Genomic DNA, 26620 nt, shown 5'->3' on the forward strand with positions numbered 1-26620 from the left:
GGTGCATTCGAATAAATGAACATTCCGACAGGGGAGCGCCTCGGCGCTGAGAGTGCGGCACGGCCCGCAGACCCTCGGACCTGATCCGGTTAGTACCGGCGTAGGGAGTCAGCACCACCATGAACACCACCCTCCGGCGTGCCCTGGGCGCGGCCGCCGTGGCCGCGCTCGCCCTCCCGGCGCTCGCCGCCTGCGGCGGCTCCGGCGGCTCGGACCGGGCCGACGGCGGCAAGACGGTCACCCTCGTCTCGCACGACTCGTTCCTCCCCTCGAAGCAGGTGCTCCAGGAGTTCACCAAGGAGACCGGCTACAAGGTCGAGGTGCTCAAGAGCGGGGACGCCGGGCGGGCGGTCAACCAGGCGATCCTGTCCAAGAGCCACCCGCAGGGCGACGTGTTCTTCGGCGTGGACAACACGCTGCTCTCCCGGGCGCTCGACAACGGGATCTTCGCCCCGTACGCGGCCAAGGGCCTGGACCGGGTGCCCGAGGATCTCCAACTCGACGCCTCCGGGCACCGGGTGACGCCCATGGACACCGGTGACGTCTGCGTCAACTACGACCGCGCCTACTTCGCGGACCACCAGCTGGCTCCGCCGAAGACCCTCGACGACCTGGTGAAGCCGGAGTACAAGGGCCTGCTGGTCACCGAGAACGCCGCGACCTCCTCGCCGGGGCTCGCCTTCCAGCTGGCGACCGTCGCCAAGTACGGCGACGACGGCTGGCAGGACTACTGGAAGAAGCTCAAGGACAACGGCGTCGAGGTCGTCGACGGCTGGGAGCAGGCCTACAACAACCGCTTCTCCGGCTCCGCCGCCGGCCGGAAGGCCAAGGGCGACCGGCCGCTCGTGGTCTCGTACGCCTCCAGCCCGCCCGCCGAGGTGCTGGGCCTGAAGGACAAGCCCAGGGAGGGCCCGACCGGCGTCGCGGCCGGCACCTGCTTCCGGCAGACCGAGTTCGCCGGGCTGCTCAAGGGCGCGAAGGACACCGAGGGCGGCAAGGCGCTGATCGACTTCATGCTGGGCAGGAAGTTCCAGGAGGACATGCCGCTCAGCATGTTCGTCCGGCCGGTGAACCGGGACGCGGCGCTGCCCGAGCTGTTCACCAAGTACGGCGCCACCGTCGACGCGCCGTACACACTCGCCCCCGAGAAGATCGCGAAGAACCGCGACCAGTGGGTCAAGGCATGGTCCTCGCTCGTCCTGAAGTAGCCGTCGAAGCAGCCGCGCCCAAGGCCCGTGGAGCCCGGCGGACGGCGGTCCGGCTGGGGCTGATGGCTCTGCCGCTCGCCTTCTTCGGGGTCTTCTTCGCCTATCCGGTCGCCGCGATCGTCTCGCGGGGCCTGACGGCGGACGGCCGCTGGCAGTTCGGCCGGATCGGCGAGGTGGTCACCGACCCGGCGACCGCGCACGTCCTGTGGTTCACCACCTGGCAGGCGGCCGCCTCCACGGCGCTCACGCTGGCGCTCGCGCTCCCCGGCGCGTACGTCTTCGCGCGCTTCGACTTCCCCGGCAAGGGGCTGCTGCGGGCGGTGGTCACCGTTCCGTTCGTCCTGCCGACCGTCGTGGCCGGCTCCGCGTTCCTGGCCCTTCTCGGGCGCGGCGGGCTGCTCGACGAACTGTGGGGCGTCCGCCTGGACACCACGGTCTGGGCGATCCTGCTCGCCCACGTCTTCTTCAACTACGCCGTCGTCGTACGGACCGTCGGCGGACTCTGGGGGCAGCTCGACCCCCGGCAGGAGGAGGCCGCGCGGGTGCTGGGCGCCGGGCGGTTCGCCGCCTGGCGCAGGGTGACGCTGCCCGCGCTCGCCCCGGCCGTGGCCGCAGCGGCGCTCATGGTCTTCCTGTTCACCTTCACCTCCTTCGGCACCGTGCAGATCCTCGGCGGACCGCGCTACGCCACGCTGGAGGTGGAGATCTACCAGCAGACCGCGGAGCTGCTCGACCTGCCGACGGCCGCGGTGCTCACCCTGGTGCAGTTCGCCGCCGTCGCCCTGCTGCTGCTGGTGCACGCCCGGACCGTGCGCCGGCGCGAGGCCACCCTGCGGCTGGTGGACGCGCGCCGCACGGCACGCCGGCCGCGCGGGGCGGCCCAATGGACGCTGCTGGCCGCCGTCCTGGCCGTCGTCGCGCTGCTGATCCTGCTGCCGCTCGTGGTGCTGGTGCTGCGCTCCTTCGACGGGCCCGACGGCTACGGCACCGTCTTCTACCGCGCGCTCGCCTCGGCCGGGGACAACGGCGGCACCTTCGTCGTCCCCCCGCTGGAGGCCATCGGCAACTCGGTCTCCTACGGCCTGGCCGCGACGGCCATCGCGGTCGTCGTCGGGGGACTGGCCGCGGCCGCCCTCACCCGGCGCAAGGGTTTCCTGGTCCGCGGCTTCGACGCGCTGCTGATGCTGCCGCTGGGCACCTCGGCGGTGACCGTGGGCTTCGGCTTCCTCATCGCCCTCGACGAGCCGCCGCTGGACCTGCGGACCTCCTGGATCCTGGTGCCGCTCGCCCAGGCGCTGGTGGGCGTGCCGTTCGTCGTCCGCACCATGCTGCCCGTGCTGCGCGCGGTCGATCCGCGGCTGCGGGAGGCCGCGGCGGTGCTCGGCGCGTCCCCGCTGCGCGCCTGGCGGGAGGTGGACCTGCCGATGGTCGGACGGGCGCTGGCCGTCTCCGCGGGGTTCGCCTTCGCGGTCTCGCTGGGCGAGTTCGGGGCGACCGTCTTCATCGCCCGTCCCGACAGTCCCACGCTGCCCGTCGCCGTCGCCCGGCTGCTGGGCCGGCCCGGGGAGCTCAACTACGGGCAGGCGATGGCCCTCAGCACCGTCCTGATGCTGGTGTGCGCGGCGGCGCTGCTGGTTCTGGAGCGTGTGCGCACCGACCGTACGGGAGAGTTCTGATGTTGCGCCTGCGGGACGTCACCGTCCGCTTCGGCGACCGGGCGGCGCTGGACGCGGTGGACCTCGATGTCGCCGAGCACGAGACCGTGTGCGTGCTCGGCCCGAGCGGCAGCGGCAAGTCCACGCTGCTGCGGGTCGTCGCGGGGCTCCAGCCGGCGGACGGCGGGCGGGTGTTGCTGGCCGGCGAGGACCAGCGCGGGGTGCCGGTGCACCGGCGCGGCGTGGGGCTGATGTTCCAGGACCACCAGCTCTTCCCGCAGCGAGACGTGGCCGGGAACGTCGCCTTCGGGCTGCGCGCCCGGGGCGTCGGACGGGCGGAGGCCGAACGCACGGTGGCCGGACTGCTCGACCTCGTCGGCCTGCCGGGCGCCCAGCGGCGGGCCGTCGCGGCCCTGTCCGGCGGCGAGCAGCAGCGCGTGGCGCTGGCGCGGGCGCTGGCCCCGAGCCCGCGGCTGCTGATGCTGGACGAGCCGCTGGGGCAGCTCGACCGGAGCCTGCGCGAGCGGCTCGTCGTCGAACTCCGCTCGCTCTTCGGCCGGTTGGGCACCACGGTGCTGGCGGTGACCCATGACCAGGGGGAGGCCTTCGCGCTCGCCGACCGCGTCGTGATCATGCGGGACGGGAGGATCGCGCAGACGGGGACGCCGCTGGAGGTCTGGCGGCGGCCGGCGTCGGAATTCGTGGCCCGGTTCCTCGGGTTCGAGAACGTGGTCCGGGGGACGGTCGTCGGCGGGGTGGCCGACACGGTGTGGGGCAAGGTGCCGGTGCCGGCGGGAACGCCGGCGGGGGAGCGCTGGTTGTTGGTACGGCCCGGCGGGGTGCGGATCGTCCCAGAAGGGCTGCCGTGCGTCGTGGACGCCCGGACGTTCCGGGGCGACCATGTGGCGGTGTCGCTGCGGCCGGAGAACGGACCGGCGCTGGAGGCGACGTGTGCGCTGAGGGAGGCGCCGGAAGCGGGGGAGCGGGTGGAGGCCGTGTTCGCGGCGGAGGAAGTGGTGGTGCTGGGCGAGTGAGTTCTCCCCGCCCCGCCCTTTCACCGTTTCCCGGGGCTGCGCCCCGGCCCCCGCACCTGTTCGTCCTCAAACGCCGGACGGGCTGAATCAGCCCGTCCGGCACTCGGGTCAGGACGTCGGCGTCGGTGCCGGTTCCCGCTTCTCCTCCGTCGCCGTCGGCGTCACCCCGTGGCTGTCCGGCTCGCCGAACCACGCCACCGCGACCGCTCCCGCCACCGCCAGGACGAAGCCGAGCACCGCCATCCACGCGAAGCCCGCCCGCGACGCGTCGCCGAGCAGCAGTACGCCGATGATGCCGGGCAGGATCGTCTCGCCGACGACGAGCGCGGCGGTCGCGCCGTTGACCGAGCCGATCTGCAGGGCGACCGTGTGCAGGTACATGCCGACGACACCGGAGATGAGGATCGCGTAGAGCGCCGGGTCGGCCAGCAGGGCCGGCACGTCGAACGGGTCGATGCCGTCGAGGATGCGGACGCCGACGCCGATGGCGCCGAAGCCGAGGCCGGAGAGCAGACCGGCCAGGATGGCCGCCTTGGAGCCCATCACGCGGACGGCGATCGTGCCGCCGCCCATCAGCACGACGGAGATGATCAGCAGCCACCAGTGCGTGGAGCGCGCGGTCTCGCCGCCGCCCTCGTGACCGGCGGCCGTGGCCAGCAGGACGAGGGCGAAGCAGACGACGGCGATGGAACTCCACTCGGTCCGCTTGAGCCGGATGCCCAGCATCTTGACGCTGAGCAGCGCGGTGACGATGAGGTTGGCGCTGATGACCGTCTGGGAGAGGAAGAGCGGCAGCATGCGCGCGGCGAGCGCGCCGAGGCCGAAGCCCAGGAAGTCCAGGACCGTACCGACCATGAACTCCCAGGTGACGGCCGCCTTGGCGGTCGACGACAGGCTCGGGCCGCCGTGCTGCGTCACCCCGCCGGTGCTCGCCTTCGCGGCCTCCTGGAGGGCCGATTTGCGGGATCCCACGGCCTGCAGGACGGATCCTGTGCCGTAACACGCCGAGGCCGCGACAGCCGTGAGAAGGCCGATGATCACCAATAGCTCCGTTCGCCTGATTGAGCGCTGCTCCTGATCCAGACGTAGGAAGCGGCCCCGAAGTTGCCTCGGGTCAAGAAGTGGTCAAGGAATTGACGAAGAAAAGGGCGCGCGGTGCGTTCCGCGCGCCCCTGATGCCCCCTCAGCCGCCGCCGGTGCCCCCTCGGCCGTCACCGCAGCAGCGGCAGCGCCGTCAGCTCGGCGATCACCCAGGTGAGCGGCGCCAGCACGGAGACCAGCACCGTGGCCCGCACGGCCGCCGCCCCGCGCAGCAGCGAGGCGGGGATGCCCAGCCGCAGCAGCGCCGTCGTGGTCTCGGACCGGACCTGCCGGGCGTCCAGCGCGGCCGTGATCGCGGTGGCCGTCACACAGGCCATGACCACGGCCGCCCCCAGCCCGGTGAGCGGACCGAACGGCTGGGGGCCCGAGGGCTCCCAGGCCGCGCCGTAGAGCTCGGCGGCGGCGAGCGCCCCGGAGGCGACCGCGCACAGCACGCCCAGCGGGCGCCCGATGCGCGTGGCGGTGTCCTGGAGCATCCGCCCGGCCAGCAGCCGCATCGGCCCCGGCCGCCCGGCGGCCACGGCCACCCCGCACCAGTAGGTCAGCCCCGGCCCGGACAGCACCAGGCCCAGGGAGGCCAGCAGCCACCCGCCCAGCAGCCCGGGGGAGGCGGCGCCGTCCCGGCCCGGCAGCGCGAGCAGGCGGTCCGGCTCGGGGGCGGGCGCGTGCCCGACGTACGCCTCCAGGGCCAGGCCCGTCGCGATGATCGCCACGCCCCAGGGCAGGCCGGCGTACGAGGGCCGGGCGGGGACCGGCAGGGCCGGGGCGGGGGTGTCGTCCTTGGAGTGCGCGCCGCGCCGGCGCGCCTCGCGCGGACGCAGGACGAGGGCGCAGGTGGCGGCGCCCACGGCGGGCAGCAGCCCGAGGAGCGTCAGCGTCCCGGCCCACGGCAGCGCGTGGCCGCCGTCCAGCAGCTTCCTCGCGGCACCGCTCAGCGGCGTCCCGCCGAGGTCGCCGCGCAGCTCCAGGTAGACCAGGAGCGCGGCGCCGCTGCCCACGGCGCACGTCAGGGCCGTCGAGCCGGCCGCGAGCAGCGAGAGCCGCACCGGCCCCAGCCCCAGCGCGTCCAGCCCGTCGCGGGGCCGGGTGGCCGGGTCGGTGCGGGCCACGGCCAGGGCGAACTGCACGGCCGCCGCGAACGGCACCGCGCACCACAGCAGCCGGACGACCGACTCCTGGGGCCGCGCCGGGTGCGTCACCGCGTACCCGAGCGAGCACAGCAGCAGGAAGCCGACCCCCGCCGCGGCGGCCGTGACCAGCACGCGCCGCAGCAGGACGAGCGGGTGCGCGCCGCGGGCTAGGCGGAGACTGAGCACGCGGCCCTGCCCTCCCCGCCGGGCGCGTCCGGTGCGGGGATGGCGCCGCCCCGGCGGCCGTCGGCGAGGCCGACCGCGCGGTCGGCGAGGGCGGCGCTCTCGTCGTCCAGCGTCGCCAGGACGACGGTGATCTGGTGCGACCGGGCCGCCGTCGTGAGGGTCCGCAGCACCTGCGCCCGGTCGGCGCTGTGCAGCGGCGCGGCCGGGTCGTCCGCGAAGACCACGGTGGGCTCGCAGGCCAGGGCGCGGGCGATGGCGATGCGCTGGCACTGCGCCCGGGAGAGCGCGTCCGGCCGCTTGCGGGCGCAGTCGCCGACGTCCAGGCGCTCCAGCCACTCCGCCGCGGCCTGCTTGGCCGCGCGGTGGCCGGTGCCGCGCACCAGCAACGGCAGGGCCGCGTTCTCCCAGCCCGTCAGCTCCGGGACGAGGTGCGGCGTGCTGTCGATCCAGCCGAACCGCTCGCGGCGCAGCCGTTCGCGCGCCGGACGGGAGAGGGTGTGCACGGGCGCGCTGTTGAACCAGACCTCGCCCGCCTCCGGCACGAGCTGGCCGGAGAGGCACTTCAGGAGCGTGGTCTTCCCCGCCCCGCGCGGCCCGGTGACCGCGAGGACCTCGCCTTCGGGGACACCGATGGAGACGCCTGCGAGGGCGGGGGAACCGTTGTAGGAATAGTGCAGGCCGCGTGCCCAGAGCACGTCGTTGTCCGGCGGGGCCACCATTTCGAGCACACCTCTGGTCGCTGGAGGGTCCGTTCCCCTGTCCGGGTGAACGAACCGGGGGCCGTTGGGTCACTGGCACCGTACGGAACGGGGATCATGGCCCCGCCCCAGGCTCGGCGCGCAAGTGCCCCACTTTCCTCCCATCGGGCTCATCGCGCGAGGGTGCGAAGAGGGTGCGAAGGGGCGGGAAGCTGCCGATGGGTGGGGGCGGACATCCGGAGCACGGCCGGGAGCACCACCACGGACGGGCCCCGCGCGCCCAGCGCGTCCGCCGGATCCGCGCCCAGCCGCTCCGGCGAACTGCGCACGGCCGGGACGCCGAACGACTCGGCGAGGGCGACGAAGTCCGGCCGGGCCGGCTCGGTGCGGGACGCCTCGCCGAAGGCGTCGGTCATGTACTCCCGCAGGATGCCGTAGCCGCCGTCGTCGACGATCAGCCAGGTGACCGGCAGCCCGTACTGCCGGGCGGTGGCCGGTTCGGCGATCGAGTACATCGCCCCGCCGTCGCCGGAGACCGCCAGGACCGGACGGGCCCGGTCGGCCGCGGCGGCGCCGAGGGCGGCCGGGAAGGCGTAGCCGGGCCCGCCGGCGTCCTGGGCGGAGTGGAAGGGGCCGGAGCGCGGGTCGAAGGCGGACCAGGCCCAGTAGCCGAGGATCGTCATGTCCCAGAAGCTCGGGGCGTCGTCGGGGAGGGCGGCCCGGACGGCGGCCGGCACCTCCTGTTCCACGTCCAGGCCCTGCGCGGCGATGCGGGCGCCGACGCGTTCCAGCAGCGCGCGGGCGCGGTCCGCGCCGTCGCCCGGGGTGCGCGCCGTGACGGCCGCCGCCGGCGCCTCCCGGGCGGGGCGCGCGTCGGCGTGGAGGGCGAGGGCGGGGTGGTCGGCCTCCAGTTCGCCGAGGCCGGCCTCGACCTGGACGAGCCGGCCGCGCGGGGCGAACGTGTGGTAGTCGGAGGAGAGTTCGCCGAGTCCTGAGCCGGCGACCAGCAGCACGCCGACGTCCTCCGGGAACGCCGTGGTGTGCCGGTCCTCCAGCCACGACCGCAGGGACAGAGGGTGTTCCCAGGGGGAGGCGCCCTTGCCGCCGAAGGTGGTGGCCACCGGGGCGTCCAGCTTCTCGGCGAGCGCCCGGAGCGCGTCCCGGGCGCACGACGCCGTCGGCCAGGACCGCCGGCCGCCGGGCCGCGTCCAGCAGCGCCGCGGCCTCCCGGGTCAGCTCCGGCCGGGACCGCCGCGTCCGTCGGCCGGGTCGCCGCGCCGGTCGCGGCATGGGCGGCGAGCGACGCCGAAAGCCCGTACAGGATCGGTTCGTTGGCCAGGATGCCGTACGTGGCCAACGGCGCCACGACCGTCACCCCGCCCGCCGCGACGGTGCCGGCGCTCCCGCCCCGGTGCCGCGCCGCCACACGCCACAGGAGCCCTCCGAGGGCCGGTGCCGGCCGAGGGGCGAACTGGCCTGCCGGGCACGCCTGTTGCGCAGGGTGTGCCGAATGCGCGCCAGGACCCCGCGCACCGCCGACGAGGCGCGCGGGGCCCTGGCCCGAGGGGGCGTCAGATCTTGGTCCAGGCCTCCGTCAGGACGCCGCGGACGATCTGCTCGATCTCGTCGAAGGTGTCCTGGCCGGAGATCAGCGGCGGCGCGAGCTGGATGACCGGGTCGCCGCGGTCGTCGGCCCGGCAGTACAGCCCGTTCTCGAAGAGCTCCTTGGACACGAAGCCGTAGAGCAGCCGCTCGCACTCCTCCGGTGTGAACGACTCCTTGGTGGCCTTGTCCTTGACCAGCTCGATGCCGTAGAAGAACCCGTTGCCGCGGACGTCGCCGACGATGGGCAGGTCGTGCAGCCGGCGCAGGGTGTCCAGGAACGCCGACTCGTTGTCCAGGACGTGCTGGTTGAGGCCCTCGCGCTCGAAGATGTCGAGGTTGGCGAGCGCGACCGCGGCCGAGACCGGGTGGCCGCCGAAGGTGTAGCCGTGCAGGAAGGTGTTCTTCCCCTTGAAGAACGGCTCGGCGATCCGGTCGGAGACGACGGCGGCGCCGATCGGGGAGTAGCCCGAGGTCATGCCCTTGGCGCAGGTGATGATGTCCGGGACGTAGCCGAACTTGTCGCAGGCGAACATCGTGCCGAGCCGGCCGAAGGCGCAGATGACCTCGTCCGAGACCAGCAGCACGTCGTAGGTGTCGCAGATCTCGCGGACCCGCTGGAAGTAGCCGGGCGGCGGCGGGAAGCAGCCGCCCGCGTTCTGCACGGGCTCCAGGAAGACGGCGGCGACGGTGTCCGGACCCTCGAAGAGGATCTGCTGCTCGATCTGGTCGGCGGCCCAGCGGCCGAACGCCTCCGGGTCGTCCCCGTGGATCGGCGCGCGGTAGAAGTTGGTGTTGGGCACCTTGTACGCGCCGGGGACCAGGGGCTCGAACGGGGCCTTGAGCGCGGGGAGTCCGGTGATGGCCAGGGCGCCCTGCGGGGTGCCGTGGTAGGCGACGGCCCGCGATATCACCTTGTACTTGGCGGGGTTGCCGGTGAGCTTGTGGTACTGCTTGGCCAGCTTCCAGGCGGTCTCGACGGCCTCGCCGCCGCCCGTGGTGAAGAAGACCTTGTTGAGGTCGCCGGGCGCGTGGTGGGCCAGCCGCTCGGCGAGTTCGATCGCCTTGGGGTGGGCGTAGCTCCACACCGGGAAGAAGGCCAGCTCCTGCGCCTGCTTGTGGGCGGCCTCCGCCAGCTCGGCGCGGCCGTGGCCGGCCTGGACCACGAACAGCCCGGCGAGGCCGTCGAGGTAGCGCTTGCCCTTGTCGTCGTAGATGTAGGTGCCCTCGCCGCGCACGATGGTCGGCACGGGCGCGTTCTCGTACGACGACATGCGGGTGAAGTGCATCCACAGGTGGTCGTACGCGGTCCGGGAATGGTCCTGGCTCACGGCTATCGGGTTCCCCATGTATAGGTCTGTTTGCGGAGCTTGAGGTAGACGAAGCTCTCGGTGGAGCGCACGCCGGGCAGGGTGCGGATCCGCTTGTTGATCACGTCCAGGAGGTGCTCGTCGTCCTCGCAGACGATCTCGATGAGGAGATCGAACGAGCCGGCGGTCACCACCACGTACTCCACCTCGTCCATCGCTGTCAGGGCGTCGGCGACCGGGTCGAGGTCCCCGTCGACATTGATGCCGACCATCGCCTGCCGCCGGAAGCCCACGGTGAGCGGGTCGGTGACGGCGACGATCTGCATCACTCCCTGGTCCAGCAGCTTCTGCACGCGCTGCCGGACGGCCGCCTCGGAGAGGCCCACGGCCTTGCCGATCGCCGCGTAGGGGCGGCGGCCGTCCTCCTGGAGCTGCTCGATGATCGCCAGGGAGACGGCGTCGAGGGGCGGCGCGCCGCTGGCGCCCTTCGGTTCTGCGCTACGAGTGGCCACGCCCCCACCATGCATGAGGAGTTCGGTGTAAGGCAACCCCTCGACCCATGTAATTCGTTGTGAGATGGCTCTTTGAAAACTGATTCCGTCGTCCGGGGTGGTTGGGTATATCGAAAGCGTGGCTCTCCTGACTAGGCTGGGCGGTCTCACCAGCCGGACATCTCACAGGAGAGGTGCACACCGTGACCACCGAGCCGCGCCGTCTGCGCAACTACATCAACGGGGAGTTCCGGAACGCCGTGGACGGGCGGACCACGGATGTGGTCAACCCGGCCACGGGCGAGGTGTACGCCACCGCCCCGCTGTCCGGCGCCGCGGACGTGGACGCCGCGATGACCGCCGCCGAGGCCGCCTTCCCCGCCTGGCGCGATCTGGTGCCGGCCGAGCGCCAGAAGGCCCTGCTCAAGATCGCGGACGCGATCGAGGCGCGGGCCGAGGAGCTCATCGCCACCGAGTCGGAGAACACCGGCAAGCCGCTCGCGCTCACCCGCAGCGAGGAGGTGCCGCCGATGGTGGACCAGATCCGCTTCTTCGCGGGCGCCGCCCGGCTGCTGGAGGGCCGCGCCGCCGGTGAGTACATGGAGGGGATGACCTCCATCATCCGGCGCGAGCCGGTGGGCGTCTGCGCGCAGGTCGCGCCGTGGAACTACCCGATGATGATGGCCGTGTGGAAGTTCGCCCCGGCGCTGGCCGCGGGCAACACCGTCGTCCTCAAGCCGTCCGACACCACGCCGGCCTCCACGGTCCTGCTCGCCGAGATCATCGGCGGGGTGCTGGAGGAGCTGGGCCACCCCAAGGGCGTCTTCAACGTCGTCTGCGGCGACCGCGACACCGGCCGGCTGATGGTCGAGCACCCCGTGCCCGCCATGGCCTCCATCACCGGCTCCGTGCGCGCCGGCATGCAGGTCGCCGAGACCGCCTCGCGCGACCTCAAGCGCGTGCACCTGGAGCTCGGCGGCAAGGCGCCGGTCGTCGTCTTCGAGGACGCCGACCTCGCCAAGGCCGTCGAGGACATCGCGGTCGCGGGCTACTTCAACGCCGGCCAGGACTGTACGGCCGCGACCCGCGTGCTCGTCCACGCCTCCGTCCACGACGAGTTCGTCACCGCGCTCGCCAAGGCCGCGGCGGACACGAAGACCGGCCTGCCGGACGACGAGGACGTGCTTTACGGGCCGCTCAACAACGCCGACCAGCTCGCCCAGGTCAAGGGCTTCATCGAGCGGCTGCCCGCGCACGCGAAGGTCGAGACCGGCGGCCACCGGGTCGGCGAGAAGGGCTACTTCTTCGCCCCCACCGTCGTCACCGGCCTCCGGCAGGACGACGAGGCGATCCAGAAGGAGATCTTCGGCCCGGTGATCACCGTCCAGTCCTTCACGGAGGAGGACGAGGCCGTCGAGCTCGCCAACGGCGTGGAGTACGCGCTCGCCTCGTCGGTGTGGACGAAGGACCACGCGCGGGCCATGCGCATGTCCAAGCGGCTGGACTTCGGCTGCGTGTGGATCAACACCCACATCCCGCTGGTCGCGGAGATGCCGCACGGCGGCTTCAAGAAGTCCGGCTACGGGAAGGACCTGTCGGCGTACGGGTTCGAGGACTACACGCGGATCAAGCATGTGATGACGTCGCTGGGCTGAGCGCGGGAGCGGGTGGGTCCCGGGGCAGGCCGTGTCCCGGGGCTCGTCTTATCGTTAAAACGTGCGGCTGCGCGCGTAGGCGCGCGCGGGTGGGGAGGAGCGGCACAGTGACCGTCGTACTGGACAGGATCGAGATGGCCGACAGCGACGAGCTCAGCCCGGAGGACACGTTCTTGGACGACATGTTCGACCGGCTGGAGCGACTGCCAGTCCCCGAGGGCTACAAGGTCGAGATCGTCGAGGGGACCGTCTACATGTCGCCGCAGCGTCGCACGCATTGGAGGATCATCTTTAGTGTTGCCCGCCAGCTCGATTCTCATTTCGGTGAGGCTGCCGAGATCGACTCGGATGTGCGTATCGATCTCCCGGGCTACCGCAACGGTTTCTGTCCGGATGTCGCCAAGGCCGTCGATGGAGCGAAGCCCGACGCCAAGGGCAGGTTCGATCCCAAGGACCTGGAGTTCATCGCCGAGGTCATCTCCAAGGACACCAAGGGGAACGACTACGGGCCCAAGAAGCAGGCGTACGCCGAGGCCGGGGTACCCGTGCTCCTGATCGTGGATCCGTACGAGGCCAAGTGTCACGTCCACACGTCGCCGAAGGACGGGGCCTACCACTCGGAGTTGATCACCGACTTCGGTGAGCCCATCGATCTCACTTGCACGCCCCTCGGTCTGACGATCTCCACCGACAAGTTCCCCCGCGACTGACCTCGCCGGTATCATCGGCGGCCGCTCCAGACCCATACGTCCCCGCCGCCGCCGATCGGCCGATTGCGAGAAGCCTGTGAAGCCCTTGTCCCGCCGCTCCCTGCTGCGCGCGCTGGGCGCGGGCGCGGGGGCCGCCGCGCTCGCCGGGTGCGGGGTTCCCGCCGCGTATATCGAGCCCGGGGACCGGGCCGCGCAGGATCGTTCCGCCGGTGATCGGCGGCTGGTCTTCGCCAACTGGCCGATGTATATCGACACCGATGAGGATCGGCCCGGGCGGCGGCCGACGCTGGACGAGTTCCAGTGGCGCAGCGGAATCTCGGTGAAGTACACCGAGGAGATCAACGACAACGACGAGTTCTTCGGGAAGATCAGCCCCGCCCTGATGAACCATCAGGACACCGGGCGCGACCTGATCGTCGTCAGCGACTGGATGTGCGCGCGCTACGTGCGCCTGGGCTGGGTCCAGGAGATGGACCGGGCCGCCCAGCCGAACGTCGCCCGTCACCTCGACCCGTTGCTGCGCAAGCCCTCGTTCGACCCGGAGCGGCTGCACTCCGTCCCCTGGCAGTCCGGCATCACCGGCATCGCCTATCACCGCAAGAAGCTCGGGCGCGAGATCCGCCGCACGGCGGATCTGTGGAGGGACGACCTGCGGGGGCGGGTCACCCTCCTCGCCGGGATGGACGAGGCGTTCTCGCTGCTCATGCAGGGGAACGGGGCGGACGTCACGCGCTGGACCGCGGACGACTTCCATCGGATGACCGATCAGCTGCGCCGGCTGGTGAGCCGGCGGCACATCCGCCGCTTCACCGGCAACGACTACATCAAGGAGCTGTCGTCCGGGGACGTGCTCGCCTGCCAGGCGTACTCCGGGGACATCATCCAGCTCCAGGCGGACAACCCGGACATCGAGTTCGTGGTGCCGGAGGAGGGGGCGGAGCTCTGGGCGGAGAGCCTGATGATCCCGGACCTGGCCCGGCACAAGGCGAACGCGGAGCGGCTGATCGACTTCTACTACCGGCCGGAGGTGGCGGCGAAGCTGGCCGCCTCGGTCAACTACGTGTGCCCGGTGCCGGCGGCGCGCGAGGTGCTCGCGTCCGCCAAGGACCGGGAGACCGCGGAGCTGGCGGAGAATGCGCTGGTGTTCCCGACGGATGAGATGCGGGGGCGGCTGGCTACGGCGCGGGATATGACGGCTAAGGAGCGGCCGGGCTTTTTGGAGGAGTGGAACGGGATCGTGGGTCTGTAGGGGAGTTTTGCCCCTGGCCCGCCCTTTCACCGTTTCTTCCGGGGCTCCGCCCCCTCGGCCCGGCACCGCGCTCCGCGCGGTGTGTGCGAGGGCTTCGCCCCCTGCACCCCGCTCCGCCCCGGGCCCGGCGCGGGGCTAGGCCGCGCGAGGAGCGGGGGCTTTGCCCCCTGCACCCCGACCGGGGCTGCACCCCGGGCCCCCTTGCGGGACTCAGCCCCTGCACTCCGCCGGGGGCTGCGCTCCCTGGCCCCCGCTCCGGGGCTCCGCCCCGGGCCCTGCAACCGCGCTCCGCGCGGTTGTCCTCAAACGCCGGACGGGCTGGATCGCGGCTTCGCGCGGTCCCAGGGGTCCGGGGGCAAAGCCCCCGCTCACACCGCGCGGAGCGCGGTGCCGGGCCGAGGGGGCGGAGCCCCCGGAAGAGACGGTGAGAGGGCGGGGCCGGGGCACAATCCCTACCCGCCCACCAACCCCCGCAGCACCCGCACCCGATTCGTCGTGATCGAATCCACCCCCGCCCGCACCAGCCGCCGCATCGTCCACGCCGTGTCCGCCGTCCACGCGGAGACCAGGAAACCCTCCGCGTGGTCGCGTGCCACCCGCTCCGGGGTCACCAGGCCGAAGCGGTAGTTGAGCCACCGGGGGGTCACCGCCGCGAGGAGGGCCGGCCGGGGCGGCGTGAGGGTCGTCCACGTCAGGGCGATCTCCGCCTCGGGGTCCGCCCGCCGGACCTCCCGCAGGGAGGCGGTCGCACCGCACCAGGAGACCCGCCCGCCGGCCCCCGCGGCACGCACCGCCGCCACCGCGGCGCCCGCCGCCGCCGGGTCGGGCAGGTCGAGGAACAGCTGCCCGGACCCGTCCGACGACGCGAGCGCCTCGGCCAGGGTCGGCACTCCGCCGCCGGTCAGGGAGCGCAGCTCCTCGGCCGTGACCGAGGAGAGGGCCCTGTGGTGGCCCCACAGCCGCTCCAGCGTCGCGTCGTGCAGCAGCACCGGCACCCCGTCGCGGGTGAGCCGGATGTCGATCTCCACCGTCGACGCCCCCGCCCGCCACGCGGAGCGGATCGAGGGCAGGGTGTTCTCGCGGTGGACGTAGGGGTCGCCGCGGTGGGCGACGGCGCGGATCGCCATGGCGCTAGCCCCGCCAGCTCGCCGTGTACGCGTCGATCTCCGCCGTGAGCGCCGCCTTGCCGGGGGCGTCCAGGAACGACGCCTCGACGGCGTTCTTGGCGAGGTCCGCGACGCCCCGGGCGTCGAGGTCCAGCAGGCGGGCGGCGACCGTGTACTCGTTGTTGAGGTCGGTGCCGAACATGGGCGGGTCGTCGCTGTTGATCGTCACCAGGACGCCCGCGGCGACCATCTCCCTGACCGGGTGCCGGTCGATGTCCTCGACGGCCCGGGTGGCGAGGTTGGAGGTCGGGCAGACCTCCAGCGGGATGCGGTGCTCGGCGAGGTGCTCCAGCAGGCGCGGGTCCCGGGTGGCGCTGGTGCCGTGGCCGACGCGCTCGGCGCGCAGCTCGGTCAGGGCGTCCCAGATCGTCTGCGGCCCGGTCGTCTCCCCGGCGTGCGGCACGCTGTGCAGCCCGGCGGCGATGGCGCGGTCGAAGTAGGGCTTGAACTGCGGGCGGGGGACGCCGATCTCCGGCCCGCCGAGGCCGAACGAGACCAGGCCCTCGGGCCGCAGGTCGCAGGCGATCCGGGCGGTCTCCTCCGCCGCGGCCAGGCCCGCCTCGCCGGGGATGTCGAAGCACCAGCGCAGCACGACGCCCAGCTCGGCCTCGGCCGCCTTGCGGGCGTCCTCGATGGCCTCGACGAAGGCGGTGTCGGGGATGCCGCGCCGCACCGAGCTGAAGGGGGTGACGGTCAGCTCGGCGTAGCGGATGTTCTGCCGGACCATGTCGCGGGCGACCTCGTAGGTCAGCAGCCGCACGTCCTCCGCGTCGCGGATGAGGTCGACGACCGACAGGTAGACCTCGATGAAGTGCGCGAAGTCGCGGAAGGTGAAGAAGTCGGCCAGCGCCTCGGGGTCCGTGGGCACGGGGGAGTCGGGGTGGCGGGCGGCCAGCGCGGCGACGATGCGCGGGGACGCGGAACCGACATGGTGCACGTGCAGCTCGGCTTTGGGCAGTCCGGCGATGAACGGGGCGAGTACGGACATGCGGGCCTCCAGGGCCGGTTCGTTCGGCGGGCGTGGATCATCGTATGTGCGGCGTCCGTACCGCCGTACGGAGGCCGTAGCATGACAGGACAGCTTCTGGGAGGGTCATGTCCGAGACGGGCAGTGCGCAGCCGGGGCCGAGGGAGGACCGCGACCCCTGGGCCCCGCCGGAGCGGCGGGTGCCGCTCGGCAAGGGCGGGGACGGTGACCGTCCGGCCGCCCCCGCGGCGCCGCCGGCCGCCCCCGCGGCCGTGCCGCCGCCCCGTCCGGAGGGCGGCGTGCCGCCCGTGCCCCCGGCGCCGACGGGCCCGGGCACCCCGAGCGCGTACCGCCCGCCTGCCTACGGGGCCTACCCCGGCCCGCCGCCCGGCCCTCCGCAGGGCTCGCCGTACCCGGGCTACGGACCCATACCCCCGTACGGCCCGAGCGGCTACCCGGGATCGCCCTACGGGCAGCTGTGGGCGGCTCCGCCCCAGGTGCCCAACAACGGCTTCGGCACCGCGGCGCTGGTGCTGGGCATCGTGGGCGTGGTGCTCTCGTTCACCATGATCTTCGGCATCGTCCTCGGGGTGCTGGCCGTCGTCTTCGGCGCCATCGGGCGGGCCAAGGTCACCAAGGGCGAGGCGGCCAACCGCGGTTCGGCCACGGCCGGGCTGATCCTCGGCTCCCTCGCGCTCCTGCTGTCGGTCCTGATGATCGTGCTGGTGGCCATCGCCCCCGACCCCGACCGGCACCGGACCCACGACGACTACGACGACGATCCGGGCGGCACCTACCGCACCTCCGTCTCGGCGCCGCTCGCCCCGGCCCCGGCCAGCCGCTGACGCGTCTCCATCAGCGCGAAGCCCAGCAGGTTCAGGCCCTGCCACCGCGCGGGGTCACCGGCCCCCTCGTCGGTGGCGGCCAGGCCTATGCCCCAGACCCGGTCCAGCGGGCTGGCCTCCACCAGGACACGCTTCCCGGTGCCCAGCAGGTACTCCGTCAGCTCCGGATGCGCGGCGAACTTGTGCGCGCTGCCCTCGACGACGAGGGCGAAGCGGTGCCGCCGCCACACCTCCTCGTCGAAGCCGCGCACCGTGCGGCCGGCGTCCTTGGCCTGCTTGGGGTGGCCCGCCGCCAGCACCTGGGCCTCGGCCTCCGCGTCGCGGAAGAGCCGGGCCTTGCCGGCCATCATCCAGTGCTCCGCCGTTGGATAGACCACCCCCGTCCACCGTGAACGGCGAGGGCCACCACTGGCTGAAGCAGCCGGGCCCCACGCTGCCGTCCCGCCGCGGCCGGTGACCCCAGAAGTGCGCGTACTTCGGCCGCTCGCCGCGCTCCAGCGCGGCCGTCAGCTCCTCGACGGACCGCGCCAGATGCGCGGTGCCCCGCGCGGACGCCATGGATGTCTCCCCCGTGTGTGTCATGGCGGCCATTCTGGCAGCGGGCACTGACAACGGAGAGTGATTATCCGGAGCGCCGTACCCGGTCCGTGGTCATGGTCATAACATTGCCCGGCGTCCATCCAACGAGGGGATCCACAACTTTGTCCGGCTACGGTCAGAATCCTTACGGCCCGCCTTCGCAGCAGCCGCAGCAGCCTCCGCAGCAGCCCGGCTACGGCTACCCGGCCGCCAACAGCGCTCCCTACCAAGGGGGTTACCCGGCCGCCCCGCCGGTCCAGCCGTACGGCGCGGCTCCGTACCCGCCGGCGCAGCCCAGCAACGGCATGGGCACCGCCGGTCTGGTCACCGGCCTCATCGGCGCGATCTGCAGCGCGATCGTGTTCCTGTGGTTCTTCGGGATCATCCTGGGAATCCTGGGCATCGTCTTCGGCGGGGTCGGCCGTTCCAAGGTCAGCAAGGGAGAGGCGACCAACCGTGGCGCCGCTACCGCGGGCATCGTCCTGGGCATCCTGGGCCTGATCCTGCCGCTGGTCTATCTGGCCATCGCGGCCGCCATCGGGTCGAGCGTGCTCTGACCCGGCCCGTCCGCCAACCCGCGCAAGCGCTGATTCCGTCGCAGAGTCAAATCCCTGCGACGGAATCTCTTGTTGTGGGGCCCCTCCTCTGCCAGGATCAGCGATCACATCCGGCAGGAGCAACGCCTGTCCCCGGGCCCGCGCGGCCGGCGGAGGAGGTGAGCGATGCGGCACCCGCACGACCCGGACGCGACCTCCCGCGTCCGTATGTCACTGTTATGTGCTCTACGCCCCCACACCTCTGGATCCACACCCATGACAGCAACCGCCCCGAGCGGCAGCGGCACCGACGTGTGCCTCGCCGGGATCAGCAAGCAGTACGGCTCGTTCACCGCCGTGCACCCGCTGGACCTCACGGTCCCCGCGGGATCCTTCTTCGCCCTGCTCGGGGCCTCCGGCTGTGGCAAGACCACCACCCTGCGCATGATCGCCGGCCTGGAGACGCCCTCCACCGGCTCCGTCGTGCTCGGCGGCACGGACGTGACCGCCCTCCCGCCGTACAAGCGGCCGGTCAACACCGTCTTCCAGAGCTACGCGCTCTTCCCCCACCTCGACATCTTCGAGAACGTCGCCTTCGGCCTGCGCCGCCGGGGCGTCAAGTCCGTGAAGAAGCAGGTCGGCGAGATGCTCGACCTCGTCCAGCTGGGCGAGCTGGCCAGGCGCCGGCCGCACGAGCTCTCCGGCGGCCAGCAGCAGCGCGTCGCCGTCGCCCGCGCGCTCATCAACCACCCCCGCGTCCTGCTCCTCGACGAGCCGCTGGGCGCCCTGGACCTCAAGCTCCGCCGCCAGATGCAGCTGGAGCTCAAGCGCATCCAGACCGAGGTCGGCATCACCTTCGTGCACGTCACCCATGACCAGGAGGAGGCCATGACGATGGCCGACACCGTCGCCGTCATGAACGCCGGCCGCGTGGAACAACTCGGCGCCCCCGCCGACCTCTACGAGACCCCGCGCACCACCTTCGTCGCCAACTTCCTGGGCACCTCCAACCTCATCACCGCCGAGGTCCTCGACGCCGCGGGCGACGACATCGTGCTGCGCGCCGCCGACACCAGGCTCGCGCTGCCCGCCGACCGCTGCCAGGTCGCCGCCCGCGCCGGCGACAAGCTGCTCGTCGGCATACGGCCGGAGAAGATCACCCTCACCCACGCCGACGACGCCGGCACCGTCCCCGCCGGGCGCAACCGCGTCCGCGGCCGCATCGCCACGTCGAGCTTCATCGGTGTCTCCACCCAGTACGTCGTCGACAGCCCGGTCGCCTCCGGCCTGTCCGTCTACGAGCAGAACATCGAGCGCGACCCCCGCCTCGTCCCCGGCGCCGAGGTGCTCCTGCACTGGAACCCGGGCCACGGCTTCGGGCTCGACGCCGCCCAGCGCATCGAGGCCGGCACGGACGTCGACCTGGGGGAGGGGCCCTCGTGACGACGACCGCTCCCGCCCCCGTCCCCACCGCGGCACCCGCCCGCCGCGGCCGCCTCACCCCCTACTGGCTGCTGCTCCCCGGCATCCTCTGGCTGCTCCTCTTCTTCGTCGCGCCGCTCGTCTACCAGGCCTCGACCTCCGTGCAGACCGGATCGCTGGAGGACGGCTACCGGGTCACCTGGCACTTCGCCACCTACTGGGACGCCCTGGCCCAGTACTACCCGCAGTTCCTGCGATCCGTCGGCTACGCGACCGCCGCGACCGTCCTGTGCCTGGTCCTCGGCTATCCGCTCGCCTACCTCATCGCCTTCAAGGCGGGACGCTGGCGGAACCTGCTCATGGTGCTGGTCGTCGCGCCGTTCTTCACCAGCTTCCTGATCCGCACCCTGGCCTGGAAGACGATCCTGTCCGACGGCGGCCCCGTCGTCTCCGCGCTGGACGCGCTGCACGTCCTCGGCCTGACCGACGCCCTCGGCGTCACCGAGGGGCACCGGCTGCTGGCCACCCCGCTCGCCGTCGTCTGCGGCCTCACCTACAACTTCCTGCCGTTCATGATCCTGCCGCTCTACACCTCCCTGGAGCGCATCGACGGCCGGCTCCACGAAGCCGCCGGCGACCTCTACGCCCGGCCCCTGACCACCTTCCGCCACGTGACCTTCCCGCTGTCCATGCCCGGGGTCGTCGCCGGCACGCTGCTCACCTTCATCCCGGCCAGCGGTGACTACATCAACGCCGAGCTGCTCGGCTCCCCGGACCAGAAGATGATCGGCAACGTCGTCCAGTCCCAGTTCCTGCGCGTCCTGGACTACCCGACCGCCGCCGCCCTGTCCTTCATCCTCATGGCCGCGATCCTGGCCATGGTGACGGTCTACCTGCGCCGCGCCGGAACGGAGGACGTCGTCTGATGACCGCCCTCGCCCGCCCGCTGCGCTGGCTGCGCCGCAACCTCGTCGTCCTCGCCGGCCTCGCGACCCTCGCCTACCTGCTGCTGCCCAACGTCATCGTCACGGTCTTCTCGTTCAACAAGCCCAACGGCCGCTTCAACTACGAGTGGCAGCGCTTCTCCACGGACGCCTGGACCCACCCCTGCGACGTCGACGGGCTGTGCGGCTCGCTCTCGCTCAGCCTCTGGATCGCCCTGTGGGCCACCCTCGGCGCCACCGTCCTCGGCACCGCCGCCGCCTTCGCGCTGGCCCGGTACCGCTTCCGGGCCCGCTCCTCGGTGAGCAGCCTGGTCTTCCTGCCGATGGCGATGCCCGAGGTCGTCATGGCGGCCTCGCTCGCCACGCTCTTCCTCAACACGGGCGTCAGCTTCGGCTTCTGGACGATCCTCATCGCCCACATCACCTTCTGCCTCAGCTTCGTCGTCACCGCCGTCAAGGCCCGGGTGACCAGCATGGACCCGCGCCTGGAGCAGGCCGCCCAGGACCTCTACGCCACCCCGCTGCAGACGTTCCTGCGCGTCACGCTGCCGATCGCCGCGCCCGGCATCGCGGCGGGAGCGCTGCTGTCCTTCGCGCTCTCCTTCGACGACTTCGTCATCACCAACTTCAACGCCGGCTCCACTGTGACCTTCCCCATGTTCGTCTGGGGAGCGGCACAACGGGGCACACCCGTTCAGATCAATGTCATCGGGACCGCGGTGTTCGTCATCGCCGTGTTGTGCGTTCTTGCTGGTCAGCTGGCCGGAAGCCGCCGAAAATATCGCAGAAGGAGCTGAGACCATGGCCGCCGGTGCCATGAACCCTGCCCAAGCACTCTCCGACACCACCCTGCGCCCCTACTGGCTCGACGACCCCGGGCGGCCCGAGCCCCGCCCCGCCCTCGTCGGCGACGAGCACTGCGACCTGCTCGTCGTCGGCGGCGGCTACTCCGGGCTGTGGACCGCCCTCAACGCCAAGGAACGCGACCCCGCCCGCGACGTCGTCCTCATCGAGGCCCAGGAGAGCGGCTGGGCCGCCTCCGGCCGCAACGGAGGCTTCTGCGCCGCCTCCGTCACCCATGGCACCGGCAACGGCCTCGCCCGCTGGCCCGACGAGATCGGCCTCCTGGAGGACCTCGGCCGCCGCAACCTGGACGGCATCGAGGCCGCCCTCGGCCGCCACGGCATCGACTGCGACTTCGAGCGCACCGGCGAGATCGAGATCGCCACCGCCCCGCACCAGGTGGACGAACTCCGCGAGACCGCCGAGGAGTTCGCCTCCCTCGGCCTCACCGGCCACACCTACCTCGACCGTGACGCGATGCGCGCCGAGGTCGACTCCCCGACCTTCCTCGCCGGCCTCTGGGACCGCGACGGAGTCGCCATGCTCCACCCGGCGAAGCTCGCCTGGGGTCTCAGGCGGGCCTGCCTGGAGGCCGGGGTCCGGCTCTACGAGCACACGCCCGGCAGCGAGCTGTCCTCGCGCGGCGCCGGCGTCGCCGTCCGCACCCCGTACGGGCGGGTCTTCGCCCGGCAGTCCGCACTGGCCACCAACGCCTTCCCCTCCCTGGTCAAGCGCCTGCGCCCGTACATCGCGCCCGTCTACGACTACGCGCTGGTCACCGAGCCGCTGACCGAGGAGCAGCTCGCGGCCGTCGGCTGGCGGCGGCGGCAGGGGCTGAGCGACTACGCCAACCACTTCCACTACTTCCGGCTGACCGCCGACCGGCGCGTCCTGTGGGGCGGTTACGACGTCGTCTACCACTACGGCGGCGAGATCCGGGCGGAGTACGACCACAACCCGGAGACGTACCGGCGCCTCGCCGAGCACTTCTTCCACTGCTTCCCGCAGCTGGAGGGCGTCCGCTTCTCCCACGCCTGGGGCGGCGTCATCGACACCTGCTCCCGCTTCTCGGCCTTCTTCGGCACCGCGCACGGCGGGCGCGTCGCCTACGCGCTGGGCTACACCGGCCTCGGCGTCGGGGCCACCCGCTTCGGTGCGGACGTCATGCTCGACCTGCTCGCCGGGGAGCGGACGGAGCGCACGGAGCTGGAGATGGTCCGCACCAAGCCGCTGCCGTTCCCGCCGGAGCCGGTGCGGTCCATGGGCATCGGCCTCACCCAGTGGTCCATGACGCGTGCCGACGAGAACGGCGGGCGGCGGAACCTCTGGCTGAAGGCGATGGACAAGGTCGGCCTCGGCTTCGACAGCTGACGTAAGTATCCGGAGTATCCGGCGTAGTCGCGTCATGACGGGCCGCCCGCCGCCTCTCACCTGTGTACGCACACGGTGAGGCGATGTGGAGGCGGGACGGATGAGCGGCGTCGTGGGGAACGGGCGGAGCGCGGTGGAGTGGCTGGCCTCGGCCGCGCCCGACCCCGGGGCCTGCCGGCGGGAGTGGGAGCGGAACCCCTTCGGGATCGCGCTGCTGCCGGCCGGACGGCTCTGGGACGTGCTGGTGGTCCCCGCCGCCCTCGGCCGCCCCGCGGCGGAACTGCTGTCGCGGCGGACGCGCCGGCCCGGCCCGGTCCTCTGCGACGAACGGGCCGGCCGGGTCGGCTTCCTCGTCGCGCCCGGGACGGCGGGGCGGTGGGTGGGCACGGGGGTGCGGGGGGTGGGGGACGGCGCGTGGGTCGTGGTCCCGCATCCACTGCGGGGCGTCGCGCTGATCCGCTGGCTCGTGCCGCCGGACGGGTCGGGGGCGCTGACGGATGTGGCGGGGCTGGAGGGGGTGCTGCACGAGGTGGTGGCGGGGTGAGGGTTTTCCCCCACCCTGCCCCCGTCCCGAAACCGGGGGGCTGAGCCCCCGGACCCCGACCGCGTCCCGCGGGGGGTGTGTGCGGGGCTTCGCCCCTGCGCCCCACCGGGGGCTCCGCCCCTCGGCCGGTGGGGCGGGGGCTGCGCCCCCTGCAACCCGCTTCGGGGCTCCGCCCCGGACCCCTGCGGGGCCGTGCTCCCCACGGGGGCTGAGCCTCTGGCCCCGCTGAGGGGCTTTGCCCGCTGGGTGCCGCAATAGCGCTTCGCGCGGTTGTCCTCAAACTCCCCCGGAGGGTGTGCCCCCGGACGGGCTGAATGCGTGCCCCGGGCGCGCTCTTCAGCCCGTCCGGCGTTTGAGGACGAGCGGCGGAGCCGCGATAGGGGTCCGGGGCGAAGCCCCGAAAGGGGGCCAGGGGCGGAGCCCCGGCAGGGGTGTAGGGGGCGGAGCCCCCGCCCGCCCGCGCCGAACGCGGGCCCCGGGGCGCAGCCCCGCTCACCGCGCGGAGTGCGGTGCCGGGCCGAGGGGCGGGGCCCCGGGAGAAACGGTGAAATGGGGGCGCCCCCTCTGGGGGAGGGACCGGGGCGAGAACCACAACAACACACCCGCCACGCACCACGCCCCCAGCACGTCCAACGGCCAGTGATAGCCGCACCGGACCAGCCCGATCCCGACGCCCACGTTGAGCAGGGCGTACGCGAGCCACGCCCACCGCCTGCCGCGCGCGACCAGCAGCACCACCACCCCGTACGCCACAGCCGCCGTCGCCGCGTGTCCCGACGGGAAGAAGCCGTCGTGCGGGCCGGAGCCCATCGCCGGTGGTCCCGGCCGGGCGATCCACAGCTTCAGGGGGACGATCAAGGCCGGTACCGCCGCCATGCGGAGGGATGTGGCCAGGGCCCGCCGCCACGTGTGCGACCCCCGCCACACCGCCCACCCGCCGGCCGCGAGCATCACCGGCACGGCGACGGACGCGTTGCCGAGATCGGCGAGGAAGCCCGCGAGGGAGCGCGGGACGGCGGAGGAGGCCACCGCGGTGCCCAGCCGCTCGTCGAGCGCGCGCAGCGGGCCGTGCGCGGCGATCTGCCAGGTGATCAGGGCGAAGGTGACCAGGGCGACCAGGACGGGCAGCAGCGGGAGGAGAGCCGGCGGCCCCGGAACAGGGGGGAGCGTTCCGGAGCCGCCGTCCCGGCCGGTGCACCGCGCGCCCCGGGGGGTGTGGGGCGGGCGGTCGTCCGATCGGTGAGGACTCCCGGGGCGCGTGGCCCCGGTGGTGTGCGCGACGGCACAGCCGCACCGGTGCCGGGGAAGCACCGGCGGGGCGGCGTCCGCGGTGGTGTCCTGCGGACGGGATGTCTCACTCATCCGCAGAAACCGTACGGCAGCGGGAGCGGTGGACGGTAGCCGCGTCACCCGTCCACCACCCGCCCCGCACATGTTCTTCACGCACGGATGTGCACAGGGCCGTACAGCGAGTACGGCGCCTCACAGCCCCGCGAAGGCCGCCTCGATGATGTCCAGGCCCTCGTTGAGCAGGTCCTCGCCGATGACCAGCGGCGGCAGGAAGCGCAGCACGTTGCCGTAGGTGCCGCAGGTCAGGACCAGCAGGCCCTCCGCGTGGCAGGCCTTGGCCAGCGCGGCGGCCGACGCGGCGTCCGGCTCCTTCGTCGCCGGGTCCTTGACCAGCTCGATCGCGATCATCGCGCCGCGGCCCCGGATGTCCCCGATGACCGGGAACTTCTCCTGCATGGCGGTGAGGCGGCCCTTCATGACCTCCTCGATGCGCTTCGCCTTCGCGTTGAGGTCCAGCTCGCGCATGGTCTCGATCGCGCCGAGCGCCGCCGCGCAGGCCACCGGGTTGCCGCCGTAGGTGCCGCCGAGGCCGCCCGGGTGCGCCGCGTCCATGATCTCGGCGCGGCCGGTGACCGCCGCGAGCGGCAGACCGCCCGCGATGCCCTTGGCCGTGGTGATCAGGTCCGGGACGACGCCCTCGTCCTCGCAGGCGAACCACTGGCCCGTGCGGCAGAAGCCGGACTGGATCTCGTCCGCGACGAAGACGATGCCGTTGTCCTTGGCGAACTGCGCGATGCGCGGCAGGAAGCCCTTGGCCGGCTCGATGAAGCCGCCCTCGCCGAGCACCGGCTCGATGACGATCGCGGCGACGTTGTCGGCCCCGACCTGCTTGGTGATCTGGTCGATGGCCTGGGCCGCGGCCTCCGGGCCGCAGTTCTCCGGGCCGGTGGGCCAGCGGTAGCCGTAGGCCACCGGCACCCGGTAGACCTCGGGGGCGAACGGACCGAAGCCGTGCTTGTACGGCATGTTCTTGGCGGTGAGCGCCATCGTCAGGTTGGTGCGGCCGTGGTAGCCGTGGTCGAAGACGACGACCGCCTGACGCTTGGTGTGCGCGCGGGCGATCTTCACCGCGTTCTCGACGGCCTCGGCGCCCGAGTTGAACAGCGCGGACTTCTTGGCGTGGTCACCGGGGGTGAGCTCGGCGAGCTGCTCGCAGACCGCCACGTAGCCCTCGTAGGGGGTGACCATGAAACAGGTGTGGGTGAAGTCGGCGAGCTGCGCGGTCGCCCGGCGCACCACGGCCTCGGCGCTGTTGCCGACCGAGGTCACGGCGATGCCGGAACCGAAGTCGATCAGCGAGTTGCCGTCCACGTCCTCGATGACGCCGCCGCCCGCGCGGGTGGTGAACACCGGGAGCGTCGAGCCGACGCCGGCGGCCACGACGGCGGTACGGCGGGCCTGGAGCTCCAGCGACTTGGGGCCGGGGATCGCGGTGACGACTCGGCGCTCCTGGGGGAGGGACGGGCCTCCGGTCAGTTCGGTCATGAGGGGCTCCCGGGGGAAGAACGCGGACTTTTGGTCGCAGGCTAGGGCGACCCCCCGGACCTCGGCATGTTCCGTTAGGGAGAAGTCGCCCGTTCCCCTTGTCCGTACCGGACATGGCACACGGCGCGCGCCCCCCGTGCGCCGATCACGCCCGGCCCTGCCGGAGACGCTGAACTCCCCGCGTCCGGCCACTAGATTGACCCGGGGACACTTCGGACGCGCGCGTGTCAGAGGGCGGGCGAGGGGGCGAGGGGCAGAGATGGACATCGAGCGCACGCACGACGCGACCGCGACCGGTGGCGGCCGGCTGCCGCGCCAGGCCGTACCGCCGCGCCCGGCGGCGGCCCCGCCGCCGTCCGCGCCGCCGGCCGTGGGGACCCAGGGGGAGGGCGCCCCCGCCCCGGACGGACCGCCCGGGGCCCCCTTCCTCGCCTGGCTGCGCACCCCGCGCCCGCAGGCGGCGCCGGGCGTGGGGGGCGTCGCCCCCCCGCCCCCGCCCCCCCCGGGGCCGGGCCGGGCGCCCCCCCCCCCGCCCCCGC

22 protein-coding genes, 3 pseudogenes and 1 riboswitch are annotated in these 26620 nt (G+C 72.9%); of the genes and pseudogenes, 14 read left to right on the forward strand and 11 right to left on the reverse strand.

The window, feature by feature from the left end:
• Nucleotides 1-19: 19 nt before the first annotated feature.
• A riboswitch (TPP riboswitch) is annotated at nucleotides 20-124 on the forward strand.
• The 3 genes from I5Q34_RS06855 to I5Q34_RS06865 all read left to right on the forward strand — a co-directional run bounded on the left by I5Q34_RS06855 (nucleotide 120) and on the right by I5Q34_RS06865 (nucleotide 3897).
• A complete protein-coding gene (locus tag I5Q34_RS06855; RefSeq protein WP_199891239.1) occupies nucleotides 120-1208 on the forward strand; it encodes a thiamine ABC transporter substrate binding subunit in 1089 nt (362 codons plus the stop codon). It overlaps the preceding riboswitch by 5 nt.
• Entirely contained in the window at nucleotides 1184-2884 is a 1701-nt protein-coding gene (locus I5Q34_RS06860; protein WP_374192984.1) for an ABC transporter permease, read from the forward strand. Before I5Q34_RS06855 ends, I5Q34_RS06860 begins: the two co-directional genes overlap by 25 nt.
• Entirely contained in the window at nucleotides 2884-3897 is a 1014-nt protein-coding gene (locus tag I5Q34_RS06865) for an ABC transporter ATP-binding protein (protein WP_199891240.1), read from the forward strand. Before I5Q34_RS06860 ends, I5Q34_RS06865 begins: the two co-directional genes overlap by 1 nt.
• Nucleotides 3898-4005: 108 nt before the next feature.
• On the opposite strand, the gene I5Q34_RS06870 is transcribed toward I5Q34_RS06865, so the two are convergent.
• The 6 genes and pseudogenes from I5Q34_RS06870 to I5Q34_RS06895 all read right to left on the reverse strand — a co-directional run bounded on the left by I5Q34_RS06870 (nucleotide 4006) and on the right by I5Q34_RS06895 (nucleotide 10436).
• Entirely contained in the window at nucleotides 4006-4938 is a 933-nt protein-coding gene (locus I5Q34_RS06870) for a hypothetical protein (RefSeq protein ID WP_199891241.1), read from the reverse strand.
• Between the two features lie 170 nt (nucleotides 4939-5108).
• A complete protein-coding gene (locus I5Q34_RS06875; RefSeq protein ID WP_199891242.1) occupies nucleotides 5109-6314 on the reverse strand; it encodes a hypothetical protein in 1206 nt (401 codons plus the stop codon).
• Nucleotides 6296-7033 carry an ABC transporter ATP-binding protein gene (locus I5Q34_RS06880; protein ID WP_199891243.1) on the reverse strand — a complete coding sequence of 246 codons (738 nt, stop codon included), beginning with the start codon at nucleotides 7031-7033 and terminating at the stop codon, nucleotides 6296-6298. Before I5Q34_RS06880 ends, I5Q34_RS06875 begins: the two co-directional genes overlap by 19 nt.
• A gap of 149 nt (nucleotides 7034-7182) precedes the next feature.
• Nucleotides 7183-8257: pseudogene (locus tag I5Q34_RS06885) on the reverse strand (thiamine pyrophosphate-dependent enzyme); the annotation flags it as partial.
• A gap of 326 nt (nucleotides 8258-8583) precedes the next feature.
• Nucleotides 8584-9963, reverse strand: a complete 1380-nt coding sequence (locus I5Q34_RS06890; RefSeq protein WP_199891244.1) for an aspartate aminotransferase family protein — start codon at nucleotides 9961-9963, stop codon at nucleotides 8584-8586.
• Complete coding sequence (locus I5Q34_RS06895) at nucleotides 9948-10436, reverse strand: Lrp/AsnC family transcriptional regulator (protein ID WP_199891245.1); 489 nt, start codon at nucleotides 10434-10436, stop codon at nucleotides 9948-9950. The genes I5Q34_RS06890 and I5Q34_RS06895 overlap by 16 nt, the downstream gene beginning before the upstream one ends.
• Before the next feature lie 182 nt (nucleotides 10437-10618).
• On the opposite strand from I5Q34_RS06895, the gene I5Q34_RS06900 reads away from it, so the two are divergent.
• From I5Q34_RS06900 to I5Q34_RS06910, 3 genes are all read left to right on the forward strand, one after another.
• A complete protein-coding gene (locus tag I5Q34_RS06900) occupies nucleotides 10619-12070 on the forward strand; it encodes a gamma-aminobutyraldehyde dehydrogenase (RefSeq protein WP_199891246.1) in 1452 nt (483 codons plus the stop codon).
• 107 nt (nucleotides 12071-12177) lie between these two features.
• The gene (locus I5Q34_RS06905) at nucleotides 12178-12780 is read left to right on the forward strand and encodes a Uma2 family endonuclease (RefSeq protein WP_199891247.1); all 603 of its coding nucleotides are present in this window, start codon (nucleotides 12178-12180) and stop codon (nucleotides 12778-12780) included.
• A gap of 85 nt (nucleotides 12781-12865) precedes the next feature.
• Nucleotides 12866-14029: a spermidine/putrescine ABC transporter substrate-binding protein gene (locus I5Q34_RS06910; RefSeq protein ID WP_199891345.1), complete on the forward strand. Its 1164-nt coding sequence runs from the start codon at nucleotides 12866-12868 to the stop codon at nucleotides 14027-14029.
• A 452-nt stretch (nucleotides 14030-14481) separates the two neighbouring features.
• Here I5Q34_RS06910 and I5Q34_RS06915 read toward each other — a convergent pair whose 3' ends face one another.
• Together I5Q34_RS06915 and I5Q34_RS06920 are read right to left on the reverse strand one after the other, a co-directional pair.
• On the reverse strand, nucleotides 14482-15156 hold the full coding sequence (locus I5Q34_RS06915) for a glycerophosphodiester phosphodiesterase (RefSeq protein WP_199891248.1): 675 nt from the start codon (nucleotides 15154-15156) through the stop codon (nucleotides 14482-14484).
• Between the two features lie 4 nt (nucleotides 15157-15160).
• Nucleotides 15161-16183, reverse strand: coding sequence for an adenosine deaminase (locus I5Q34_RS06920; protein ID WP_199891249.1), 1023 nt, complete (start codon nucleotides 16181-16183; stop codon nucleotides 15161-15163).
• Between the two features lie 107 nt (nucleotides 16184-16290).
• On the opposite strand from I5Q34_RS06920, the gene I5Q34_RS35455 reads away from it, so the two are divergent.
• Complete coding sequence (locus I5Q34_RS35455) at nucleotides 16291-17007, forward strand: DUF4190 domain-containing protein (RefSeq protein WP_199891250.1); 717 nt, start codon at nucleotides 16291-16293, stop codon at nucleotides 17005-17007.
• On the opposite strand, the pseudogene I5Q34_RS06930 reads toward I5Q34_RS35455, so the two are convergent.
• A pseudogene (locus I5Q34_RS06930) lies at nucleotides 16956-17589 on the reverse strand (NADAR family protein). The gene I5Q34_RS35455 and the pseudogene I5Q34_RS06930 overlap by 52 nt on opposite strands.
• A gap of 119 nt (nucleotides 17590-17708) precedes the next feature.
• Between I5Q34_RS06930 and I5Q34_RS06935 the strand changes: the two are divergent.
• The 6 genes from I5Q34_RS06935 to I5Q34_RS06960 all read left to right on the forward strand — a co-directional run bounded on the left by I5Q34_RS06935 (nucleotide 17709) and on the right by I5Q34_RS06960 (nucleotide 23246).
• Nucleotides 17709-18143: a DUF4190 domain-containing protein gene (locus I5Q34_RS06935; protein WP_199891251.1), complete on the forward strand. Its 435-nt coding sequence runs from the start codon at nucleotides 17709-17711 to the stop codon at nucleotides 18141-18143.
• 255 nt (nucleotides 18144-18398) lie between these two features.
• Nucleotides 18399-19565 (forward strand): ABC transporter ATP-binding protein, encoded by a 1167-nt coding sequence (locus I5Q34_RS06940; RefSeq protein ID WP_199891252.1) that lies wholly within the window; start codon nucleotides 18399-18401, stop codon nucleotides 19563-19565.
• Nucleotides 19562-20470 (forward strand): ABC transporter permease, encoded by a 909-nt coding sequence (locus tag I5Q34_RS06945; protein ID WP_199891253.1) that lies wholly within the window; start codon nucleotides 19562-19564, stop codon nucleotides 20468-20470. The genes I5Q34_RS06940 and I5Q34_RS06945 overlap by 4 nt, the downstream gene beginning before the upstream one ends.
• Complete coding sequence (locus tag I5Q34_RS06950) at nucleotides 20470-21285, forward strand: ABC transporter permease (protein ID WP_199891254.1); 816 nt, start codon at nucleotides 20470-20472, stop codon at nucleotides 21283-21285. Before I5Q34_RS06945 ends, I5Q34_RS06950 begins: the two co-directional genes overlap by 1 nt.
• A 4-nt stretch (nucleotides 21286-21289) precedes the next feature.
• Nucleotides 21290-22702 (forward strand): FAD-binding oxidoreductase, encoded by a 1413-nt coding sequence (locus I5Q34_RS06955; RefSeq protein ID WP_234428459.1) that lies wholly within the window; start codon nucleotides 21290-21292, stop codon nucleotides 22700-22702.
• A 100-nt stretch (nucleotides 22703-22802) separates the two neighbouring features.
• A complete protein-coding gene (locus tag I5Q34_RS06960; protein ID WP_199891255.1) occupies nucleotides 22803-23246 on the forward strand; it encodes a hypothetical protein in 444 nt (147 codons plus the stop codon).
• A gap of 492 nt (nucleotides 23247-23738) precedes the next feature.
• Here I5Q34_RS06960 and I5Q34_RS06965 read toward each other — a convergent pair whose 3' ends face one another.
• Both I5Q34_RS06965 and gabT read right to left on the reverse strand, forming a co-directional pair.
• Entirely contained in the window at nucleotides 23739-24608 is an 870-nt protein-coding gene (locus I5Q34_RS06965) for a phosphatase PAP2 family protein (RefSeq protein WP_199891256.1), read from the reverse strand.
• Between the two features lie 120 nt (nucleotides 24609-24728).
• Nucleotides 24729-26081, reverse strand: a complete 1353-nt coding sequence (gene gabT / locus I5Q34_RS06970) for a 4-aminobutyrate--2-oxoglutarate transaminase (protein ID WP_199891257.1) — start codon at nucleotides 26079-26081, stop codon at nucleotides 24729-24731.
• Between the two features lie 259 nt (nucleotides 26082-26340).
• On the opposite strand from gabT, the pseudogene I5Q34_RS34440 reads away from it, so the two are divergent.
• Nucleotides 26341-26620 (forward strand): annotated as a pseudogene (locus I5Q34_RS34440) (ATP-binding protein); the annotation flags it as partial.

It is taken from the genome of Streptomyces sp. AV19, assembly GCF_015999245.1.
Lineage (GTDB): Bacteria > Actinomycetota > Actinomycetes > Streptomycetales > Streptomycetaceae > Streptomyces.

Bases quoted from the DNA above. Each gene is read 5' to 3' on its own strand.
- I5Q34_RS06855 (WP_199891239.1), top strand. From the start codon at position 120: ATGAACACCACCCTCCGGCGTGCCCTGGGCGCGGCCGCCGTGGCCGCG.
- I5Q34_RS06860 (WP_374192984.1), top strand. From the start codon at position 1,184: ATGGTCCTCGCTCGTCCTGAAGTAGCCGTCGAAGCAGCCGCGCCCAAG.
- I5Q34_RS06865 (WP_199891240.1), top strand. From the start codon at position 2,884: ATGTTGCGCCTGCGGGACGTCACCGTCCGCTTCGGCGACCGGGCGGCG.
- I5Q34_RS06880 (WP_199891243.1), bottom strand. From the start codon at position 7,033: ATGGTGGCCCCGCCGGACAACGACGTGCTCTGGGCACGCGGCCTGCAC.
- I5Q34_RS06890 (WP_199891244.1), bottom strand. From the start codon at position 9,963: ATGGGGAACCCGATAGCCGTGAGCCAGGACCATTCCCGGACCGCGTAC.
- I5Q34_RS06915 (WP_199891248.1), bottom strand. From the start codon at position 15,156: ATGGCGATCCGCGCCGTCGCCCACCGCGGCGACCCCTACGTCCACCGC.
- I5Q34_RS06920 (WP_199891249.1), bottom strand. From the start codon at position 16,183: ATGTCCGTACTCGCCCCGTTCATCGCCGGACTGCCCAAAGCCGAGCTG.
- I5Q34_RS35455 (WP_199891250.1), top strand. From the start codon at position 16,291: ATGTCCGAGACGGGCAGTGCGCAGCCGGGGCCGAGGGAGGACCGCGAC.
- I5Q34_RS06940 (WP_199891252.1), top strand. From the start codon at position 18,399: ATGACAGCAACCGCCCCGAGCGGCAGCGGCACCGACGTGTGCCTCGCC.
- I5Q34_RS06950 (WP_199891254.1), top strand. From the start codon at position 20,470: ATGACCGCCCTCGCCCGCCCGCTGCGCTGGCTGCGCCGCAACCTCGTC.
- I5Q34_RS06955 (WP_234428459.1), top strand. From the start codon at position 21,290: ATGGCCGCCGGTGCCATGAACCCTGCCCAAGCACTCTCCGACACCACC.
- I5Q34_RS06960 (WP_199891255.1), top strand. From the start codon at position 22,803: ATGAGCGGCGTCGTGGGGAACGGGCGGAGCGCGGTGGAGTGGCTGGCC.
- I5Q34_RS06965 (WP_199891256.1), bottom strand. From the start codon at position 24,608: ATGAGTGAGACATCCCGTCCGCAGGACACCACCGCGGACGCCGCCCCG.
- gabT (WP_199891257.1), bottom strand. From the start codon at position 26,081: ATGACCGAACTGACCGGAGGCCCGTCCCTCCCCCAGGAGCGCCGAGTC.